The organism is Pseudomonas trivialis (assembly GCF_036864995.1).
Lineage (GTDB): Bacteria > Pseudomonadota > Gammaproteobacteria > Pseudomonadales > Pseudomonadaceae > Aquipseudomonas > Aquipseudomonas trivialis.
This window is the reverse complement of the sequence record NZ_CP142151.1, coordinates 98,935-117,705: the sequence shown is the minus strand read 5'-3', so window position 1 is coordinate 117,705 and position 18,771 is coordinate 98,935. Positions and strand designations below refer to the sequence as shown.

General features: G+C 61.0%; 16 protein-coding genes and 1 pseudogene. All 17 read left to right on the top strand.

The window, feature by feature from the left end:
* The first annotated feature begins 72 nt into the window (after nucleotides 1-72).
* The 17 genes and pseudogenes from VRB54_RS00570 (at nucleotide 73) to VRB54_RS00490 (ending at nucleotide 18,770) form a co-directional block, all read left to right on the top strand.
* The gene (locus VRB54_RS00570) at nucleotides 73-972 is read left to right on the top strand and encodes a LysR family transcriptional regulator (RefSeq protein ID WP_338479124.1); all 900 of its coding nucleotides are present in this window, start codon (nucleotides 73-75) and stop codon (nucleotides 970-972) included.
* Nucleotides 973-1,422: 450 nt separating this feature from the next.
* The gene (locus VRB54_RS00565) at nucleotides 1,423-2,544 is read left to right on the top strand and encodes a Re/Si-specific NAD(P)(+) transhydrogenase subunit alpha (RefSeq protein WP_338479123.1); all 1,122 of its coding nucleotides are present in this window, start codon (nucleotides 1,423-1,425) and stop codon (nucleotides 2,542-2,544) included.
* A 15-nt stretch (nucleotides 2,545-2,559) separates the two neighbouring features.
* Complete coding sequence (locus VRB54_RS00560) at nucleotides 2,560-2,880, top strand: NAD(P) transhydrogenase subunit alpha (RefSeq protein WP_025854291.1); 321 nt, start codon at nucleotides 2,560-2,562, stop codon at nucleotides 2,878-2,880.
* A complete protein-coding gene (locus VRB54_RS00555) occupies nucleotides 2,880-4,316 on the top strand; it encodes an NAD(P)(+) transhydrogenase (Re/Si-specific) subunit beta (protein ID WP_338479122.1) in 1,437 nt (478 codons plus the stop codon). Before VRB54_RS00560 ends, VRB54_RS00555 begins: the two co-directional genes overlap by 1 nt.
* 178 nt (nucleotides 4,317-4,494) lie before the next feature.
* Entirely contained in the window at nucleotides 4,495-5,988 is a 1,494-nt protein-coding gene (locus VRB54_RS00550) for an acetyl-CoA hydrolase/transferase family protein (RefSeq protein ID WP_338479121.1), read from the top strand.
* Between the two features lie 317 nt (nucleotides 5,989-6,305).
* Entirely contained in the window at nucleotides 6,306-6,521 is a 216-nt protein-coding gene (locus VRB54_RS00545) for a DUF1127 domain-containing protein (RefSeq protein ID WP_003233780.1), read from the top strand.
* 338 nt (nucleotides 6,522-6,859) lie between these two features.
* Nucleotides 6,860-7,180, top strand: coding sequence for a DUF2388 domain-containing protein (locus VRB54_RS00540; protein WP_057006161.1), 321 nt, complete (start codon nucleotides 6,860-6,862; stop codon nucleotides 7,178-7,180).
* A gap of 109 nt (nucleotides 7,181-7,289) precedes the next feature.
* Nucleotides 7,290-7,607 carry a DUF2388 domain-containing protein gene (locus tag VRB54_RS00535; protein WP_338479120.1) on the top strand — a complete coding sequence of 106 codons (318 nt, stop codon included), beginning with the start codon at nucleotides 7,290-7,292 and terminating at the stop codon, nucleotides 7,605-7,607.
* 17 nt (nucleotides 7,608-7,624) lie between these two features.
* Nucleotides 7,625-7,945: a DUF2388 domain-containing protein gene (locus VRB54_RS00530; protein WP_338479119.1), complete on the top strand. Its 321-nt coding sequence runs from the start codon at nucleotides 7,625-7,627 to the stop codon at nucleotides 7,943-7,945.
* Nucleotides 7,942-9,902 (top strand): annotated as a pseudogene (locus VRB54_RS00525) (DUF4105 domain-containing protein). Before VRB54_RS00530 ends, VRB54_RS00525 begins: the two are co-directional and overlap by 4 nt.
* Before the next feature lie 320 nt (nucleotides 9,903-10,222).
* The gene (locus VRB54_RS00520; protein WP_338479118.1) at nucleotides 10,223-11,530 is read left to right on the top strand and encodes a CitMHS family transporter; all 1,308 of its coding nucleotides are present in this window, start codon (nucleotides 10,223-10,225) and stop codon (nucleotides 11,528-11,530) included.
* A 68-nt stretch (nucleotides 11,531-11,598) separates the two neighbouring features.
* The gene (locus VRB54_RS00515; protein ID WP_338479117.1) at nucleotides 11,599-12,366 is read left to right on the top strand and encodes a TerC family protein; all 768 of its coding nucleotides are present in this window, start codon (nucleotides 11,599-11,601) and stop codon (nucleotides 12,364-12,366) included.
* A 197-nt stretch (nucleotides 12,367-12,563) separates the two neighbouring features.
* A complete protein-coding gene (locus VRB54_RS00510; RefSeq protein ID WP_338479116.1) occupies nucleotides 12,564-14,222 on the top strand; it encodes a Na/Pi cotransporter family protein in 1,659 nt (552 codons plus the stop codon).
* A 57-nt stretch (nucleotides 14,223-14,279) separates the two neighbouring features.
* Nucleotides 14,280-15,665, top strand: coding sequence for a pitrilysin family protein (locus tag VRB54_RS00505; RefSeq protein WP_338479115.1), 1,386 nt, complete (start codon nucleotides 14,280-14,282; stop codon nucleotides 15,663-15,665).
* 70 nt (nucleotides 15,666-15,735) lie between these two features.
* Nucleotides 15,736-16,767 carry a DUF5924 family protein gene (locus tag VRB54_RS00500; protein WP_209986913.1) on the top strand — a complete coding sequence of 344 codons (1,032 nt, stop codon included), beginning with the start codon at nucleotides 15,736-15,738 and terminating at the stop codon, nucleotides 16,765-16,767.
* A gap of 54 nt (nucleotides 16,768-16,821) precedes the next feature.
* A complete protein-coding gene (locus VRB54_RS00495; protein WP_057006168.1) occupies nucleotides 16,822-17,970 on the top strand; it encodes an ABC transporter permease in 1,149 nt (382 codons plus the stop codon).
* The gene (locus VRB54_RS00490) at nucleotides 17,967-18,770 is read left to right on the top strand and encodes an ABC transporter ATP-binding protein (RefSeq protein ID WP_338479114.1); all 804 of its coding nucleotides are present in this window, start codon (nucleotides 17,967-17,969) and stop codon (nucleotides 18,768-18,770) included. The genes VRB54_RS00495 and VRB54_RS00490 overlap by 4 nt, the downstream gene beginning before the upstream one ends.
* The last annotated feature ends 1 nt before the right edge of the window (nucleotide 18,771 follow it).

Here is an 18,771-nt window from a genome sequence, read left to right as displayed (position 1 = left end):
CCTTGTGATAATTTGTCACTTCGTAATACTCGATATCGCCGCAGACGCGCCTTTGATGTGAGAGCACGGTACATGCGCAGAAAAATCCCCAGCACCACCGCCCTCGTCAGTTTCGAAGCCGCGGCCCGTCACGAGAGCTTTACCAAGGCGGCCCTTGAGCTTTCCATTACCCAGGGCGCCATTTGTCGACAGATTGCCAGCCTTGAGGAGTTTTTGAGTGTCGAGCTGTTTCGTCGCTCGCGACGCGGCGTCAAGTTAACGGAAGCCGGGCTGTCCTATAGCCGCCGAGTGGCCACGCAATTGGATGCCGTGGAACGCGATACCCTGTCGGTGATGGGCCAGCAGGGCACCAATGTCATCGAGCTGGCCGTTGTGCCGACTTTTGGTACGCAATGGCTGATTCCCCGCCTCAAGGACTTCCAGCACTGGCACCCGGAAGTCACCGTCAACCTGACCAACCGCACGCGCCCCTTCCTTTTTGCCGACACGGAATTCGACGCGGCCATCTACTTTGGCGACGCCGACTGGTCCGGTACCGAATCCCACAGGTTGATGGGCGAAAACCCCGTGCCTGTGTGTAGTCCAGGACTGCTCGGCACGCGCAGGCATTTCAGTCCGCAGGAAATAGCGGAACTGCCGCTGCTGCAACAGACCACGCGCCCTTATGCCTGGCGCCAGTGGTTCAACGCCCAACAGCTGAATGTACCTCGCGACATGACTGGCCCCCGTTACGAACTGTTCTCGATGCTGTCCCAGGCAGCCATGCATGACATGGGCATCGCCCTGATTCCGCCTTTCCTTATCCAGCGAGAGCTTGAAGAACAGCGATTGGTGATCGCCAATCCTGAAGCGCTGAGCAGCACTAAAGCTTATTTCCTCATGATTCCCGAGAGAAAGGTGGGATCCGCCTCATTACACGCTTTCAGAGACTGGCTGATTGAGCAGTCACGGCGCTACAGCCCAGGCGTTTAAAGGAAAAAGCAATTTGTTGACCCTGTAGTCAGATAATTTATAGCCCTACATATATATTTATATGTCGCAATTAAACCGACTGCATCTGCCTGTCCAAAGAAGACTGAACGCCACTGTTTCCAAGAGCTTCAGCGACTCTCACTGTTCAATGCACGACGTTTCATGGCATCGATGAAAAAACACGCTATAAACACTGTTATCAGTCTAACTAACTGATGTTAAACAGGTTAATTCATAACGTTGCGACAATCAGTCACACGGTGACTTGTAGTTAATTATTCGTCACCCGTCATAATCCCTTGAAGGCCGTAAAGTTCGCCTGCAAAATGCCGCGCCCCGCTGTCATTTCTGCGGGGTCGTGCTGATCGGCCGCCCCAGTTGCGCCACTCGCGGTGCACTGGCCTTTTTACAAAAAGATCAAAAGCAAAAAGATCATGCAGGAGATTTGACGTGCACATTGGTGTTCCTCTCGAAACCCAGACCGGTGAAACGCGGGTGGCTGCCACCCCGGAAACCATCAAGAAGCTGATCGGCCAGGGCCACAAGGTCACGGTACAAAGCGGAGCAGGCACCAAGGCCAGCATCGTCGACAGCGCCTATGAAACGGCCGGCGCAACCATTGGCAGTGCCAACGATGCCTTTGGCGCTGAGTTGATTCTCAAGGTCGTGGCACCCAGCGACAGCGAACTGGCGCTGATCAAAAGTGGCACCGTCCTGGTGGGCATGCTCAACCCGTTCAGCAACGAAACCATCGCCAGGCTCGCCGGGCATGGCATCACTGCCTTCGCCCTCGAAGCGGCGCCGCGTACGTCACGCGCCCAAAGCCTCGATGTGCTGTCCTCCCAGGCCAACATTGCCGGTTACAAGGCCGTGTTGCTGGCCGCGCACCACTATCCGCGCTTCATGCCGATGCTGATGACTGCCGCAGGCACCGTGAAAGCGGCGCGCGTGTTGATTCTTGGCGCCGGCGTCGCAGGCCTGCAGGCCATCGCCACAGCGAAACGCCTGGGTGCGGTGATCGAAGCGTCCGACGTGCGCCCGGCAGTAAAAGAACAGATCGAGTCCCTCGGTGCCAAGTTTGTTGACGTGCCCTACGAAACTGATGAAGAACGCGAATGCGCGGTCGGTGTCGGCGGTTACGCACGCCCTATGCCAGCCAGTTGGATGCAACGCCAGGCACTGGCCGTGCATGAACGTGCCAAACAGGCCGATATTGTCATCACCACCGCTTTGATCCCTGGCCGCAAGGCGCCGACCCTGCTCAGCGCCGAGACCGTTGCGCAGATGAAGCCTGGCTCGGTGGTCATCGATCTCGCCGCCGCCCAGGGTGGCAACTGCCCACTGACCGTCGCTGATCAGGTCGTCGTGGAAAACGGCGTGATCATCTGCGGTCCGACCAACCTCGCCGGCGCCGTGGCCGCCGACGCCTCGGCCCTGTACGCGCGCAACCTGCTGGACTTCCTGAAGCTGGTGTTCACCAGGGAAGGGCAGTTTGAAATCAACCTCGAAGACGACATCGTCGCCGCGTGCCTGATGTGCCGCGACGGCCAAGTCATCCGCAAAAACGCCTAAGCAGGGATTCAGACAATGGAAGAGCTTATCTCCCCGGGTATCTACAACCTGATCATCTTTGTGCTGGCGATTTATGTCGGCTATCACGTGGTTTGGAACGTCACCCCCGCGCTGCACACGCCGTTGATGGCCGTGACCAACGCGATCTCGGCGATCGTGATTGTCGGCGCCATGCTTGCCGCCGCACTTACGGTTACCCCGCTGGGCAAGACCATGGGCACCCTGGCCGTTGCCCTCGCAGCGGTGAATGTGTTCGGCGGTTTCCTGGTCACCCGCAGGATGCTTGAGATGTTCAAGAAGAAAGCGCCCAAGGTTAAAGAAGAGGTGCAGAAATAATGAGCATGAATCTGGTGACGACGCTCTACCTGATCGCGTCGATCTGTTTCATCCAGGCCCTCAAAGGCCTGTCGCACCCCACCACGTCGCGACGTGGCAACCTGTTCGGCATGCTGGGCATGGCGCTGGCGGTGCTGACCACCGTGGGCCTCATCTATAAGCTCGGCGCTGAACTCGCGACGGCCGGCATCGGCTACGTGATCGTCGGCCTGCTGATCGGCGGCACCGCCGGCTCGATCATGGCCAAGCGCGTGGAAATGACCAAGATGCCGGAGCTGGTGGCGTTCATGCACAGCATGATCGGCCTGGCTGCGGTATTTATCGCGATTGCCGCCGTGGTCGAGCCGCAATCGCTGGGTATCGTCAAACAGCTGGGTGACGCGATCCCTGCCGGTAACCGCCTGGAACTGTTCCTCGGCGCAGCCATCGGCGCCATCACCTTTTCCGGTTCGGTGATCGCTTTCGGCAAGCTGTCGGGCAAGTACAAGTTCCGCCTGTTTCAGGGCGCACCAGTACAGTTCGCGGGTCAGCATAAGCTGAACCTCGTGCTCGGTCTGACAACACTAGGCTTGGGCCTGCTGTTCATGTTCACTGGCAACCTCACGGCCTTTGCGCTGATGCTGGCCCTGGCGTTTGTACTGGGCGTGCTGATCATCATCCCCATCGGCGGTGCCGACATGCCGGTGGTGGTGTCGATGCTCAACAGCTATTCCGGCTGGGCTGCGGCGGGCATCGGCTTTTCGCTGAACAACTCGATGCTGATCATCGCCGGCTCGCTGGTCGGCTCCAGTGGCGCGATCCTGTCGTACATCATGTGCAAGGCCATGAACCGTTCCTTCTTTAATGTGCTGCTCGGAGGTTTCGGCAATGCGCCGGATGCCGGTGCGGCGGCAGGGTCGAAAGAAGCGCGCCCGGTGAAATCCGGCTCGGCCGACGACGCGACCTTCCTGCTGACCAATGCCGACACCGTGATCATCGTCCCAGGCTACGGCCTGGCCGTGGCACGCGCGCAGCATGCTCTCAAGGAACTGACTGAGAAGCTCACCCACCGCGGCGTCACCGTGAAATACGCGATCCACCCCGTGGCCGGCCGTATGCCAGGGCACATGAACGTACTGCTGGCCGAGGCGGAAGTGCCTTACGACCAGGTGTTCGAGATGGAGGACATCAACTCCGAGTTCGGCCAGGCCGACGTGGTGCTGGTGCTAGGCGCAAACGACGTGGTCAACCCGGCCGCCAAGAACGACCCAAACTCGCCGATTGCCGGCATGCCAATCCTCGAGGCGTTCAAGGCCAAGACCATCATCGTCAACAAGCGCTCGATGGCCAGCGGCTATGCCGGCCTGGACAACGAACTGTTTTACCTCGACAAGACCATGATGGTCTTTGGTGATGCTAAAAAAGTCATTGAAGATATGGTGAAGGCCGTCGAATAACCTGCTCCAGCGCAACACACCAAACCCCGGCCTGTCGTAGGCTGGGGTTTTTTAATGCGCGGATAAAACCGACCAAAGGCTCTAAATCAAGGCTTGGCATGCGACCATGGTAGCGCGCCGAAACTTTTTGAAATGACTAAACTGCGCACCTTGCCTCCGTAGCCCGAGATAACTATCCATGTACCGTGATCGTATCCGCTTGCCTTCATTGATGAACAAGGTCATGAGCGCGGCCGACGCCGCCGCACTGATCGAGGACGGCATGACCGTCGGCATGAGCGGCTTCACCCGCGCCGGCGAAGCAAAGGCCGTGCCCCACGCCCTGGCCGAACGCGCCAGAATTTCACCGCTGAAAATCACCCTGATGACCGGCGCCAGCCTGGGCAACGACCTGGACAAGCAATTGACCGAAGCCGGTGTGCTGTCCCGCCGCATGCCGTTCCAGGTCGACAGCACCCTGCGCAAGGCGATTAACGCCGGCCAAGTGATGTTCATCGATCAGCACCTGTCGGAAACCGTCGAGCAACTGCGCAACAACCAGCTCAAGTTGCCGGACATTGCCGTGATCGAAGCGATCGCCATCACCGAGCAGGGGCATATCGTGCCCACCACGTCGGTCGGCAACTCGGCCAGCTTTGCGATTTTCGCCAAACAGGTGATCGTCGAGATCAACCTGGCGCACAACCCGAATCTGGAAGGGTTGCACGACATTTATATCCCGACTTACCGACCGACCCGCACACCGATCCCGCTGGTGAATGTCGACGATCGCATTGGCAGTACCGCGATCCCGATCCCACCGGAAAAGATCGTCGCCATCGTCATCACCAATCAGGCGGATTCGGCTTCGACCGTGACGCCACCGGACAGCGACACCCAGGGCATCGCCGATCACCTGATCAACTTCCTCAGGCAGGAAGTCGACGCCGGGCGCATGACCAACAGGCTCGGCCCGCTGCAGGCCGGCATCGGCAACATCGCCAACGCGGTGATGTGCGGCCTGATCGAATCGCCGTTCGAAGAACTCACCATGTATTCGGAAGTGTTGCAGGATTCGACATTCGACCTGATCGACGCCGGCAAGCTGAGCTTCGCCTCCGGCAGCTCCATCACGTTGTCGGAACGTCGCAATGCAGACGTATTCGGCAACCTGGAACACTACAAGGACAAGCTGGTACTGCGTCCACAGGAAATTTCCAATCACCCAGAAGTGGTGCGGCGCCTGGGTATTATCGGTATCAACACGGCGCTGGAGTTCGACATCTACGGCAACGTCAACTCCACCCACGTTTGCGGCACGCGCATGATGAACGGCATCGGCGGCTCCGGCGACTTCGCGCGCAATGCGCATCTGGCGATCTTCGTCACCAAGTCGATTGCCAAGGATGGCGCGATTTCCAGTGTGGTGCCGATGGTCAGCCATGTGGACCACACCGAGCATGACGTCGATATCCTTGTGACCGAAGTCGACCTGGCCGACCTGCGAGGCCTGGCGCCACGGGAACGGGCGCGGGTGATCATCGACAACTGCGTGCACCCGGCGTACCGCGATGCCCTCAACCGCTATTTCGAAGCTGCCTGCGCTATTGGCGGGCACACGCCGCACATCCTGCGCGAAGCACTGAGCTGGCACATTAACCTGGAAGAAACCGGGCATATGCTCAAGGCGTGATGGATACAGATCGAGCTGATGCAAACACAGTTTGCTCAGCTCGCAGCCAACGCCCGCACTTATGTAAAAAACTGTACTGCTGTACTGGTCACTTCCTACCGAAATATCCTACGCATTGCGTCGAAATTACTTATTTCGCACTGTTTCAGTGCAGACAGGTACAGTTGCCCCATTTCCGTACAGTACAGCACTCTTAAACAGTTAACTGGGCCCTCACAATACAGGTGAACTGTATCTGGAGAGTCTTGCGCCCGAGGAGGATCATTGGCATCAGTTAAACCACTACCTAATCCCGCCATAAGCGGAAGGATGCAATCATGGAACGTACACTCAGTTCCGAACTGTTCTTCGAAGAAAAAGCTGTAAACAACCAGGCTTCCATGCCTTTGCGCGTTCTCGCCAACCTGATGTTGTGGCAGCGCCGCATCTCCAGCCGCCATCAACTGGCTCGTCTGGATTCGCGTCTGCTGGCTGACGCAGGTATCAGCGAAGCTCAACGCTACGAAGAGCTGAGCAAGCCGTTCTGGCGCTGATTGGCGCTCGCTGGCCCTGACCTTCCGGGTCCAACGCCAGCAATCTGATTTGTCAAAACAAAGCCCGCCCCGGGAGACCGGAGGCGGGCTTTGTTGTATTCGGGGGTTTGGATTTGAAAGCGATTTACTTCGAAAGCAGTACAGTTTCTATAAATCCATACATCACCAGTACAATTCAAGCGGCGATATAAAGTTACCCGAACACTCAAGCCGCAGCCTAATATCCCGCTACTGCGTGGCGAACCGTGCAGAGCTGACGTCTGATTGCTCAATGGCAACATCGCCCACAGCGCAGATGTCCTGCGCCACCTTGATTGTTCATCCACAGGAGTTACCCCATGTCCCGTCTTCGCCTGTTGAGCGCTGCCACGCTTCTCGTTGTGGCCGCCAATGCTCACGCCAGCAGCTTTATCGTCACCACCGACTCCATCGTCGGCGCGCTGAAAGCCACATCCGATGCAACCTCCGACGCCACGTCCTCGCTGCGCGACAACAAAGTCGTACGCGCCGCCCGTGACGACGCCGCCAGTTTTGTGGCCAGTGAAGGTGCTATCCGTGGCGTGAAGCTGGAGAGCGCCCTGGCGCAGATCCGCCAACAGGCGCCGCAGCTCAATACTGCAACCGATGCACAGCTGGCCCAGGCGATCCTGGCCATCTGATAACCGCGGTGTAGGAAAAGGGAGCGCCAGCCGCTCCCAAACGCCGCTGCGCTGGCTCTCGCCGGGGCATTGCGCTAGCCTTGGCGCTCGTTTTCAAGCGTCGAGTCCCATGGCTTTTTCTTACCGCCTGTTCACTGTTGCCGTGTTGATGTGCACTGGTTGGTCACCGTTGGCTTCGGCCTTTGACGTGACCGTGCAGAGCACCGTCGTCAGCGTGTACGCCACCAGCAAGGTGACGTCTGCCCCCTTCGACAGAAAAAGAGTACTGGCCGCACGGGATGATGCTGCCGCTTTCATTGCCACTGACGGCCAATGGCGGGGCGCACGCCTGGAGTCTGCGCTGGATTACCTGCGCCGCACCCGGCCAAAACTTCATGCAAGCGACCGTGAACTGGCGCAGGCAATTCTCGTCCAATCATCATCTTAATATTCTGGAGCCATTCCATGCGTAGCCCGCTGATCGTCGCCGTCCTCGGCCTGCTGTTCCTGGCGGATGTCGCCCAGGCGCAAACCCTCAAGGCCACCAGTAACATCGTCGTCCGTGCCTCAGCGCGCACCATCGATTTCACCTCGGACACCACCACCTCCATCCGCGACTCCAAAGTCGTGCGTGAAGCCCACGATGATGCCGCCAGTTTCGTCGCCACCAATGGCGAGATCCGTGGCGCACAACTTGAAGCTGCCTTCGACACCCTGCGCACCCGCGTGCCCGAAGCCCGCGACGCCACTGACCAGACCCTCGCCGAAGCTATTCTCGCTCTGTGAGGCGCCTGCTCGCCTGGCTCTTGGCCGGGACTGTGCTGCTGTGTAGCGGCGCAGCCCAGGCCAGCCTGCAACTGCGGCTCAAGACCGAAGGCCTAAGCCCCGCCGAACAGCAGGCCAGCCAGGCGCTGCTCGATGAGGCAATGCGCGCCTTGCCGCCCCGTTTTATCGAGCAACTGGACCGCCGCATCGATGTCGGCTGGACCGACCAGATGCCCGAAAACGCTTACGGCCAGGCCTCGCTGGTGTCCGAGCTGGACCTCAACCGCAACCTGCTCGCCAGCCTCACCGATGGCAGCGCAGCCACCCAGAAGACCCATCGCCCCCACGGCACCGTACGTCGGGAAATGCTCGCCACCGTGCTGCATGAACTGACCCACATCTATGACCGTGCGCGCCTGTGGTCCAAAGACGACCGCGCACTGATCAACCGCTGCAGCCGCCAGAACAGCATCACCGGCCTGATCGGCCTGCCCGACCAATGCCGTGGTCAGAACAACCGCCGCTTCACCCTCAGCGATGATCCACGCCTGCTGGACATCGCCGGCTGGCCGCAATATGTGGGCCGTCGCGGCGAACGCGAACAGCACAACCGCCAGATCGCGCGCAGCCCGGACATCTACGAAACCACCAGCCCGCTGGAGTTCGTGGCGGTCAACATGGAGTACTTCCTCCTCGATCCGAGCTACGCCTGCCGTCGCCCTTCGCTGTTCCGCTATTACAAGGAACATTTCGGCTGGGCGCCCCCCAGCAGGACGCCTGCGAAAAGACCTATGCCTTCCTCAACGCCGGCAATGACTTTGCCAAAACGCCACTGGGCCACGTCGATCCCGAGCGTGTCTACGAAATCGACTACCTGCTTGCCGAAGCCAACCAGAACCTGGTCAGCCGCTGGGGCCATAGCATGTTGCGTCTGGTGATCTGCGCCCCCGGGCGCCCTCGTGGCCCGGATTGTCGGCTGGACCTGGACCAGCATCTGGTGTTGTCCTACCGCGCATTCGTCGGTGACGTCCAACTGTCGAGCTGGGACGGCCTGGTGGGCAAGTACCCGTCACGCCTGTTCGTGCTGCCGCTGGCCCAGGTAATCGACGAATACACCAAAACCGAGCTGCGCGGCCTGGCCTCTGTACCGTTGAAGCTGTCGCGCCAGGAGATCAACGACACCGTCGAACACGCCGCCGAGATGCACTGGAGCTACGACGGCAACTACTTCTTCATCTCCAACAACTGCGCCGTCGAAAGCCTCAAGCTGTTGCGCAGCGGCAGCGCCAACCCGCAACTGACCGGGCTGGACAACATCACCCCCAATGGCCTGCTCGAAGTGCTGCAAGCCCGGGGCCTGGCGGACACTAGCGTCCTGGACGACAAACGCAAGGCGCTGCGCCTGGGTTATCACTTCGACTCGTTCCGTGAGCGCTACCAGGCGATGTTCGATGTGCTGCGCAAATACCTGCCGATCAAGCAGACCGAGGTCGAAGACTGGCTGTCGCTGAGTGCCCAGGAGCGCCGTCAATGGTTCGACCAGGCCGACCTGCGCACCAGCGCCGCGCTGCTGCTGCTGGAGCAGGCCAGCTTTCGCAGACAGTTGATGCTGGCTCAGGATGAAGTCAAACAACGCTACCTCGGTGCCCGCGAGTTGAAGAACGGTGGTATGGAGAAGGCCAACGCAACGCTGCAACAGATCCTCGCCAACAGCGGCTTCCTCAGCCGCCCGGCGGAGCTGCTCGGCAGCAGCGGTTACGGTCTGCCGCAGCCGTCGGAAGCCAAGCGTCTGGAATCGGAGAGCGCCGAACGCCAGAAACAACTGCAATCGCTGACCGGCGAGCTGGATAAAGAGGTAAGGGCGCTGCTGGAGCCATCCCGCGCCGCCGAGATCGCCGCATGCGAGGCGAATCTCAAGCAAGTCGGCGAGCATCTGCGCAGTCTCCACAAAGCCGCCGGCGGCCTCGAACTGCCGTAGACCTGTGTTGCACCACAGTCCAAATGGGGAAGGGGCTTGCTCCCTCCCACATAAAGCCAGCTATATAAATTCAAGCAGCCTGAAACTTTTTACCGTGTGTCCCCCGTTTCCCCGGCGAAAGCTGGCTGAAAGCTTACGCGTCTAGGATCGCCTTCACTGTCGGCAACAGACCGACTGTTAACAACAACAATGGTGATCCCTGATGTCCGCTAGTAAACGCCTGCTTGCCCTCACTCCCCCCGTACGCCTCGTGCCTTTCGTTCTGCGCTGACCCCAACCGGTTCGCCATTCCCTAGCCGCGCTACGCCTGGAGTATCCCTATGCTGACTTTCCTTGGCTTCGCCATGGTCATCACGTTCATGTTCCTGATCATGACCAAGCGCCTGTCCGCGCTGATCGCCTTGATCATCGTGCCGATCCTGTTTGCGCTGTTCGGCGGCTTCGCACCGAAGATCGGCCCGATGATGCTCGAAGGCATCACCAAGCTTGCGCCGACCGGCGTGATGCTGATGTTCGCCATCCTCTACTTTGCCCTGATGATCGACTCCGGCCTGTTCGACCCGGCCGTGCGCAAGATCCTCAAGATGGTCAAGGGCGACCCGCTGAAAGTGTCCGTCGGCACCGCCGTGCTGGCGTTGGTTGTGTCACTCGACGGTGACGGCGCCACCACCTACATGATCTGCGTGGCGGCCATGCTGCCGCTGTACAAACGCATCGGCATGAGCCCGCGGATCATGGCCGGCCTGATCATCCTCGCCGGTGGTGTGATGAACATGACCCCCTGGGGTGGCCCGACCGCCCGTGCCGCCAGCGCGCTGCATGTGGACCCGTCCGACATCTTCGTACCCATGATTCCCGCGATGGCCGCCGGCATAGTGGCAATCCTAGTGATCGCCTACATGTACGGCAAGCGCGAACGTGCACGCCTGGGTGAGTTGCACCTGCAGGGCGACGACATCGACCACAGCGACATCAGCGTGTCGCAATTCCCCGACGCCCGCCGTCCCAAGCTGATCTGGTTCAACGGCGCGCTGACCCTGGGCCTGATGTGCACACTGATCGCCGGCCTGTTGCCGCTGCCGGTGCTGTTCATGGTGGCGTTCAGTATCGCCATGATCGTCAACTACCCGTGCCTGCAACAACAGAAAGACCGCGTCGCCGCCCATGCCGGCAGCGTATTGGCGGTGGTCGGGTTGATCTTCGCCGCCGGTATCTTCACCGGCATCCTGTCGGGCACCGGCATGGTCGACGCCATGTCCAAGAGCCTGCTGGCGGTCATCCCGGAAGCGATGGGCCCTTACCTTGCGGTGATCACCGCGCTGGTGAGCATGCCGTTCACGTTCTTCATGTCCAACGACGCGTTCTACTATGGCGTGCTGCCCGTACTCGCCGAAGCCGCCAGCCACTACGGCATCACCGCCGTGGAAATGGCCCGCGCCTCGATCGTTGGCCAACCGGTGCACTTGCTCAGCCCGCTGGTACCCTCGACATACCTGCTGGTGGCCCTGGCCGGTATCGAATTCGGCGATCACCAGCGCTTTACCCTGAAGTGGGCAGTGCTGGTATGCCTGTGCATAATGTTCGCCGCATTGCTGATGGGGATTTTTCCGCTGTTCAGCACTCTATAATCCTACCGACTCACTCACCGCGCGGCGCTGCAGCTTGCGCGGTTTAACATTTGCTCAAAGGAATACACATGGAATGGCTGACCAATCCGGAAATCTGGATTGCCTTCTTCACCCTGACGGCCCTCGAGATCGTCCTGGGCATCGATAACATCATCATGATTTCGATCCTGGTCAGTCGCATGCCCAAGCACATGCAGGCGCGCACCCGGATCTTCGGCCTGGCCCTGGCCATGGTCACGCGCATCCTGTTGCTGCTGTCGATCACCTGGGTCATGCAACTCACGGCCGACCTGTTCGTGGTGTTCGGCCAGGGTATTTCCGGGCGCGACCTGATCCTGTTCTTCGGTGGCCTGTTCCTGCTGTGGAAAAGCTCCCAAGAGATGTACCACGCCCTGGAAGGTGAAGACGAATCCCACGACGAACCCGGCGGCAAGGGTGGCAAGTTCATCTACACCATCATCCAGATCGCGATCATCGACATCGTGTTCTCCCTGGACTCGGTGATCACCGCAGTCGGCATGGTGTCCCATGTGCCGGTGATGGTCGCGGCGATTGTGGTCGCGGTGCTGGTGATGATGCTGGCTGCCGGCACCATCAGCGCGTTCATCGACAAGCACCCGTCGCTGAAGATGCTGGCGCTGTCGTTCCTGCTGGTGGTCGGTACCGTGCTGATCGCCGAATCGTTCGACGTGCACGTGCCAAAAGGCTACGTCTACTTCGCCATGGCGTTCTCGCTGGCGGTGGAGGCGGTCAACATCAAGATGCGTACCGCCATCGCTAAAAAGAAGAAACAGCAGGACCCGGTGAAACTGCGCAAGGACGTTCCGGGTCAATAATCCCTGAGCCGCTGCTGAACGCTCCCACACTCCCCGTGGGAGCGCTCCTCATGACAGTTTTGTTTCAATCCCTGATGTAGCTATGCGATGCTGGCGCGAAGCCTATTCGCCAACTACAGCTTAAGTACAAGACGTAGAACGGCACGCGGCACCTTTCCTTCGCTCCTCATGGAGCACACCCACACGGGGGGCCGAGCATGCTGACCTTGCTCAATCTGCTTTCCGCCGTGACCCTGCTTATCTGGGGCACGCACATCGTCCGTACCGGCATTCTGCGGGTCTACGGTTCCAACTTGCGCCAAGTCATCGGGCAGAACATGTCCAAACGCTGGCTGGCTTTCGTCGCCGGTATTCTGGTGACGGCCATGGTGCAAAGCAGCAACGCCACCGCAATGCTGGTGACGTCCTTTGTCGGCCAAGGCCTCATGGGGCTGGTGCCCGCACTGGCGACCATGCTCGGTGCAGACGTTGGTACGGCGCTGATGGCGCGGGTGCTGACCTTCGACCTGTCCTGGTTGTTACCGCTGCTGATCTTCCTCGGCGTTATTTTCTTCCTGTCGCGCAAACAGACGCGCGCCGGCCAACTGGGCCGCGTGAGCATAGGCCTCGGCCTGATCATTCTTGCCCTGCAATTGATCGTCGAAGCCGCCGGGCCGATCACCCACGCTCAAGGCGTCAAAGTGATCTTCGCCTCGCTCACCGGCGATATCCTGCTCGACGCCCTGATCGGCGCGCTGTTCGCCATGATTTCCTACTCGAGCCTGGCCGCCGTGCTGCTTACCGCCACCCTGGCCGGCGCCGGCGTGATCGGCCTGCACGTGGCCATCGGCCTGGTGATCGGCGCCAATATCGGCAGCGGCATACTGGCCTTCCTCAGCACCAGCATGCAGAACGCCGCCGGGCGCCAGGTGGCGCTGGGCAGCCTGCTCTACAAACTGATCGGCCTGCTGCTGATCATCCCGGTGCTAGACCCGCTGGTGCTGTGGATGGACAGCCTGGACTACAGCGCCCAAGGCATGGTCATCACCTTCCACCTGCTCTATAACGTCAGCCGCTGCCTGATCCTGCTGCCCACCATCGGCCCCATGGCGCGGCTGTGCGAATGGTTGCTGCCGGAGCGCGAAGAGGTCAACGGCAAGACCAAGCCGCGCCACCTGGACCCAGCCGCTCTCGCCACACCGAGCCTGGCCCTGGCCAACGCCGCACGGGAAACCCTGCGCCTGGGTGACCTGATCGACAACATGCTCATGGCCATGCAGGAAGTGCTACGCGGCAAACAAACCGCCATCACTCAGGAAATGCGCAGCCTCAGCGACGACGTCGAGGCGCTGTACAGCGCGATCAAGCTTTACCTGGCGCAGATGCCGCGCGAAGACCTGGGCGAACACGACAGCCGGCGCTGGGCCGAGATCATCGAGCTGTCGATCAACCTGAAGCTGGCCGGCGACCTGATCGAGCGCATGCTGCGCAAGGTGCAGCAGCAGAAAACATCGCAGCGCCGCCAGTTTTCCGAGGTCGGCCTGGAGGAACTCTCGGGTCTGCACAGCCAGTTGATCGCCAATCTGCGCCTGGGGCTGTCGGTATTCCTGAGTGCCGACCCGGAAAGCGCCCGCCAGTTGCTGCGCGAAAAACGTCGCTTCCGCGCCCAGGAGCGTCGCCTGGCCCACGCCCACGTCAGCCGGCTGCAACACAAGATCGTACAGAGCCTGGAGACCAGTTCCCTGCACCTGGAGCTGATTGCCGACATGAAGCGCCTCAACTCACTGTTTTGCAGCAGCGCCTATGTCGTGCTGGAAACGTCCGACACCGGTGCACTCTCCGACGACGATATTGCCGACATCACGCATTCACCCTGAACGGATGGTGGCCCGTGAAGTCAGTTAAAGCTGACCTCACTCGCCAGGAAGCTTGTTATGCGTCGCCTGTTGTTCGCCTGTCTGCTCATGGGTTCTGCCCATGCCTTTGCTTTTGACCGTTTGCAAGTCGAGGGCTACACCTTGCCCAACGGCCTGCAAGTGCTGCTCAAGCCAGGCACCGAACGCGGGCATGTGGCGATTCGCCTGGTGGTTGGCGTGGGCCTGGATGATTTCAGTTGTGAGCAAAAAGAGCTGCCGCACCTGCTCGAACACCTGCTGTTCAGCGGCATCGACGGCGGCGGCGAAGGTGATCTCGAAGACCGCATGCAAGCCCTGGGCGGCGAGTGGAACGCCTACACCAGCAATGCCGACACCACCTTTGTGATCGAGGCCCCTGCACAAAACCAGCGCAAGGTGCTGGACCTGCTGCTGGCCATCCTCACCCGCACCGAACTGACCGACGCCAATATCAATGCCGCCAAGCGCGTCGTCGAGCGCGAGGACGGCGGGCATTACTCGCACCTGCAGCGCCTGCTCGACCGCCAGGACCTGGGCCACACCGCCAGCAATCAACTGGCGGTCGAGCTGGGCCTCAAGTGCGCCGAACGGGCCGAGGTCGGTCAACTCACGCGCGATCAATTGGAGGCGCTGCGCAAAAACTGGTACGCCCCCAACAACATGACCCTGATCATCGTCGGCGATCTCGACAAATTGCTGCCGGCCTACCTTGAGCGCACCTACGGCGAACTCGACCCGGTCGAGCCGACCGACCACCTGGCCCTGCCCGAAATCCAGCACGCCGCCGCCCATCATCGCGACCTGATGCGCGGCTGGGTCGGCGACGGTGCAAAGCTGCACTGGCTGTTTCCCGAGCCGATGCTGGACGATCAGCATGACGAAACCTACGACCTGCTCAAGGACTACCTGGACTGGGCGCTCTACCGCGAACTGCGCCTCAGGCACGGTTTGTCCTACGGCCCCTGGAGCGAGCGCGAAGTACTCGGCGGCGTCGGCTTCCTCAGCCTGAATGCCGATCTAGAACGCGAAGACCTCCCCGAGGCCGAACAGGTGCTGCACGACCTCACAGCCGGACTGCTCAAGGACGGCCTCGATCCGGCCGCCTTCGCCCGCCTGCAACAGGCCGCCGTCGCCCGCCAAGCCTGGGCCGTACAGGGCAACAGTGCCCTGGCCGACTATTATTGGAGCGCGTCTGGCGAGTACGCCAACGGGCGTTTCAGCGACCCGGTCAAGCGCATCAAAGCGGTCAGCCTGGAACAGACCAACCAGGCCATGCGCCAGGTGTTCAAACAACCGGGCTACTGGCGCATCGAAAAACCGCTGCTCAGCTACGACGCTCTGAACTGGATCGGCGCCGGCGTGCTCGGGCTGATCGCGATTGTGTTGATCGGCGTGCGCGGTTATCGCAAACGGATCGCGCAGTGAGCCACCGCACACGCGTACCGAGACGCTATTCTGTCCGGGATCTTTTCCTACACCTACTGCGAATCGCCGAATGCCAAACCTGAGTCACGTAATCCAGCGCATCCTCGAACTGATGAAGCGCTACCCAGGGGTGATCGCACTCGGCGGCTTCATCTCGGGTGTGGGCAGCTTCATTCTGGTGGACCGCCAGCAGGGCATGGCCAGCTGGATCGCGGTGATCATGCTGGTGAGCTGGTTGTGGCTGATGCTGGAAAACAGTTTTACCCAACTGTTCGCCAAGCTGTTCAAGCGGGAAATCCCCGAACCGCTGTTGCGCTATGCCACTCAGATGATTCACCAGGAAAGCCTGTTTTTCGTGCTGCCGTTTTTCTTCGTCACCACCGCCTGGAACAGCGGCCAATCGGTGTTCACCGGCCTGCTGGGCGCGGCGGCACTGGTGTCGATCATCGACCCGCTGTACTACAAATGGCTGGCGCCCAAGCGCTCGCTGTTTCTGGCCCTGCACACCCTGACACTGTTTGCCGCGCTGCTCACCGCGCTGCCGATCATCCTTCACCTGACCACCGCCGAGAGTTACAAGCTGGCGCTCGGCGTGGCCATGGCGCTGTCGATTCCAAGCCTGGCGTTGAGCCTGCCGCTGCGTAGCCTCAGAGGCTGGGCGATGCTGCTGGGGGTCACGGCCGCCATCGGCTGCGCCGGCTGGTTCCTGCGCAGCTGGGTGCCGCCCGCCACGCTGTGGATGACCGAAGTAGCCATCAGCACGCAAATGCAGGATCGCACGCCCGGTGACGACCTCAAGGAAGTCAACGCTGCCCAGTTGCGCAGCGGCGGGCTTTACGCCTACACCGCCATCAACGCGCCGCGCGGGCTGGATGAGCGGATCTACCATGTGTGGAAGTTCAACGGTAAAGAAGTCGACCGCATCGCCCTCGACATCCACGGCGGACGCAAGGAAGGCTACCGCGCCTGGACCCACAAACAGAACTTCCCGGGCGACGCCGTAGGGCGCTGGCAGGTGCAGGTGCTCACCGAAGACGGACAGGTGATCGGCGTGCTGCGCTTCAAAGTGACGGACACAGCACAAACGGACAACCCAACGTAGACGGTAGTGTGCTATTACGTAGCCATTGCGAAATAGCAGACAAGCTCGGAGCTTATGACCAGCAGTCCCACGCCCGGCGCAGCCCACCTCGATACGTCCATCTCGCCGCCACAGTTGCGGATTACGGGGGACTGGACGCTGGCCCACTACGCAAGCCTGCGCAAACTGTCAGCCAGGCTCGACGGCCAGTACGATGCCGCCGCGCGCATCGACCTCAACGGCCTCGGCGCGCTGGACACTGCCGGCGCGTCGCTGCTCGTGGAGTTGCTCGGCCCCACCCGCATCGAGCAATCGGCCGAACAGACCGACTGCAGTTTGTCCGCCGCCGACCGTGCGCTGCTCAAGACCGTCTACCGTTCCCTCAACGATTTCTGCGTGCCCGACAAAGGCCCGGAAGAGGCCACCGGCATCCAGTTGCTGGCGCGTATCGGCCGGGCGGTGGACACCGTGTGGCAGGACAGCAAACAGCTGCTGGGCTTTATCGGCCTGATCCTTGAAACCTTCGCCCGCGGCATCCTGCGCCCCAAACGCTGGCGCCTCACGCCGATGGTCGCGCACCTGGAGCAGGTCGGCCTCGACGCGGCGCCCATTGTCGCCCTGCTGACCTTTCTGGTGGGCGCCGTGGTGGCGTTTCTGGGTGCCACGGTGCTCAAGAGCTTCGGCGCGACGATTTTTACCGTGGACCTGGTGGCGTTCTCTTTTCTGCGTGAGTTCGGCGTACTGCTCACCGCTATCCTGATCGCCGGCCGCACGGCCAGCGCCTTTACCGCACAGATCGGCTCGATGAAGGCCAACGAAGAAATCGACGCCATCCGTACCCTGGGCCTGGACCCGATGGAGCTGCTGGTGTTACCGCGCGTCATGGCGCTGCTGGTGGCGCTGCCGATGCTGACGTTTCTGGCGATGCTCTCGGGCATTGTCGGCGGTGGCGTGGTGTGTGCCGTGGCCCTGGATATTTCGCCGGCAATGTTTCTGTCGCTGCTGCAATCGGACATCGGCGTGCAGCATTTTCTGGTGGGCCTGGTGAAGGCGCCGGTGTTCGCGTTTCTGATCGCGGCCATTGGCTGCCTGGAGGGCTTCAAGGTCAGCGGCAGTGCCGAGTCGGTGGGTGCCCACACCACCTCCAGCGTGGTGCAGTCGATTTTCGTGGTGATCGTGCTGGATGCGGTCGCCGCATTGTTCTTTATGGAGATGGGTTGGTGAGTCGTCCACTGCGTGCACCCGCCGAGGCGGTGATTGAAGTGCGTGGCTTGTGCAACCGCTTTGGCAGCCAGAGCGTGCACGAGAACCTCAGCCTGGATGTGTACAAGGGCGAGATCCTCGCCGTGGTCGGCGGCTCCGGCAGCGGCAAATCGGTGCTGCTGCGCAGCATCGTCGGCCTGCGCCGGCCCAGCGCCGGCGAGGTGCGTGTGTTCGGCCAGAACCTGCCGAACCTGCCCGAGCACGAACGCTCCCTGGTGGAACGCCGCTTTGGCGTGCTGTTCCAGAAGGGCGCGCTGTTTTCGTCACTCACCGTCACCGAGAACGTCGCCCTGCCGCTGATCGAACACGCCGGCCTCAGCCGCGCCGACGCCGAGCACCTGGCGGCGGTCAAGCTGGCCCTGGCCGGCTTGCCGCTGTCGGCCGCCGACAAATACCCGGCGTCGCTGTCCGGCGGCATGATCAAGCGCGCGGCCTTGGCCCGTGCCCTGGCACTGGACCCGGATATCCTGTTTCTCGACGAACCCACCGCCGGCCTCGACCCGATTGGCGCGGCGCAATTCGACCAACTGATCCTGACCCTGCGCGACGCGCTGGGCCTGAGTGTGTTTCTGGTCACACACGACCTGGACACGCTGTACACCATCACCGACCGCGTGGCGGTGCTGGCGCAGAAGAAAGTGCTGGTGGCCGACGCCATCGATGTCGTCTCGGAAACCGACGACCCCTGGACTCACGAATATTTCCACGGCCCACGGGGCCGCGCGGCATTGGATGCTGCTCAACCGCTCAACGAGGTATGAC

Coding starts and splice junctions, on each gene's coding strand:
- VRB54_RS00570 (WP_338479124.1), top strand. CDS start 73: ATGCGCAGAAAAATCCCCAGCACCACCGCCCTCGTCAGTTTCGAAGCC.
- VRB54_RS00560 (WP_025854291.1), top strand. CDS start 2,560: ATGGAAGAGCTTATCTCCCCGGGTATCTACAACCTGATCATCTTTGTG.
- VRB54_RS00555 (WP_338479122.1), top strand. CDS start 2,880: ATGAGCATGAATCTGGTGACGACGCTCTACCTGATCGCGTCGATCTGT.
- VRB54_RS00550 (WP_338479121.1), top strand. CDS start 4,495: ATGTACCGTGATCGTATCCGCTTGCCTTCATTGATGAACAAGGTCATG.
- VRB54_RS00545 (WP_003233780.1), top strand. CDS start 6,306: ATGGAACGTACACTCAGTTCCGAACTGTTCTTCGAAGAAAAAGCTGTA.
- VRB54_RS00540 (WP_057006161.1), top strand. CDS start 6,860: ATGTCCCGTCTTCGCCTGTTGAGCGCTGCCACGCTTCTCGTTGTGGCC.
- VRB54_RS00535 (WP_338479120.1), top strand. CDS start 7,290: ATGGCTTTTTCTTACCGCCTGTTCACTGTTGCCGTGTTGATGTGCACT.
- VRB54_RS00530 (WP_338479119.1), top strand. CDS start 7,625: ATGCGTAGCCCGCTGATCGTCGCCGTCCTCGGCCTGCTGTTCCTGGCG.
- VRB54_RS00520 (WP_338479118.1), top strand. CDS start 10,223: ATGCTGACTTTCCTTGGCTTCGCCATGGTCATCACGTTCATGTTCCTG.
- VRB54_RS00515 (WP_338479117.1), top strand. CDS start 11,599: ATGGAATGGCTGACCAATCCGGAAATCTGGATTGCCTTCTTCACCCTG.
- VRB54_RS00510 (WP_338479116.1), top strand. CDS start 12,564: ATGCTGACCTTGCTCAATCTGCTTTCCGCCGTGACCCTGCTTATCTGG.
- VRB54_RS00505 (WP_338479115.1), top strand. CDS start 14,280: ATGCGTCGCCTGTTGTTCGCCTGTCTGCTCATGGGTTCTGCCCATGCC.
- VRB54_RS00500 (WP_209986913.1), top strand. CDS start 15,736: ATGCCAAACCTGAGTCACGTAATCCAGCGCATCCTCGAACTGATGAAG.
- VRB54_RS00495 (WP_057006168.1), top strand. CDS start 16,822: ATGACCAGCAGTCCCACGCCCGGCGCAGCCCACCTCGATACGTCCATC.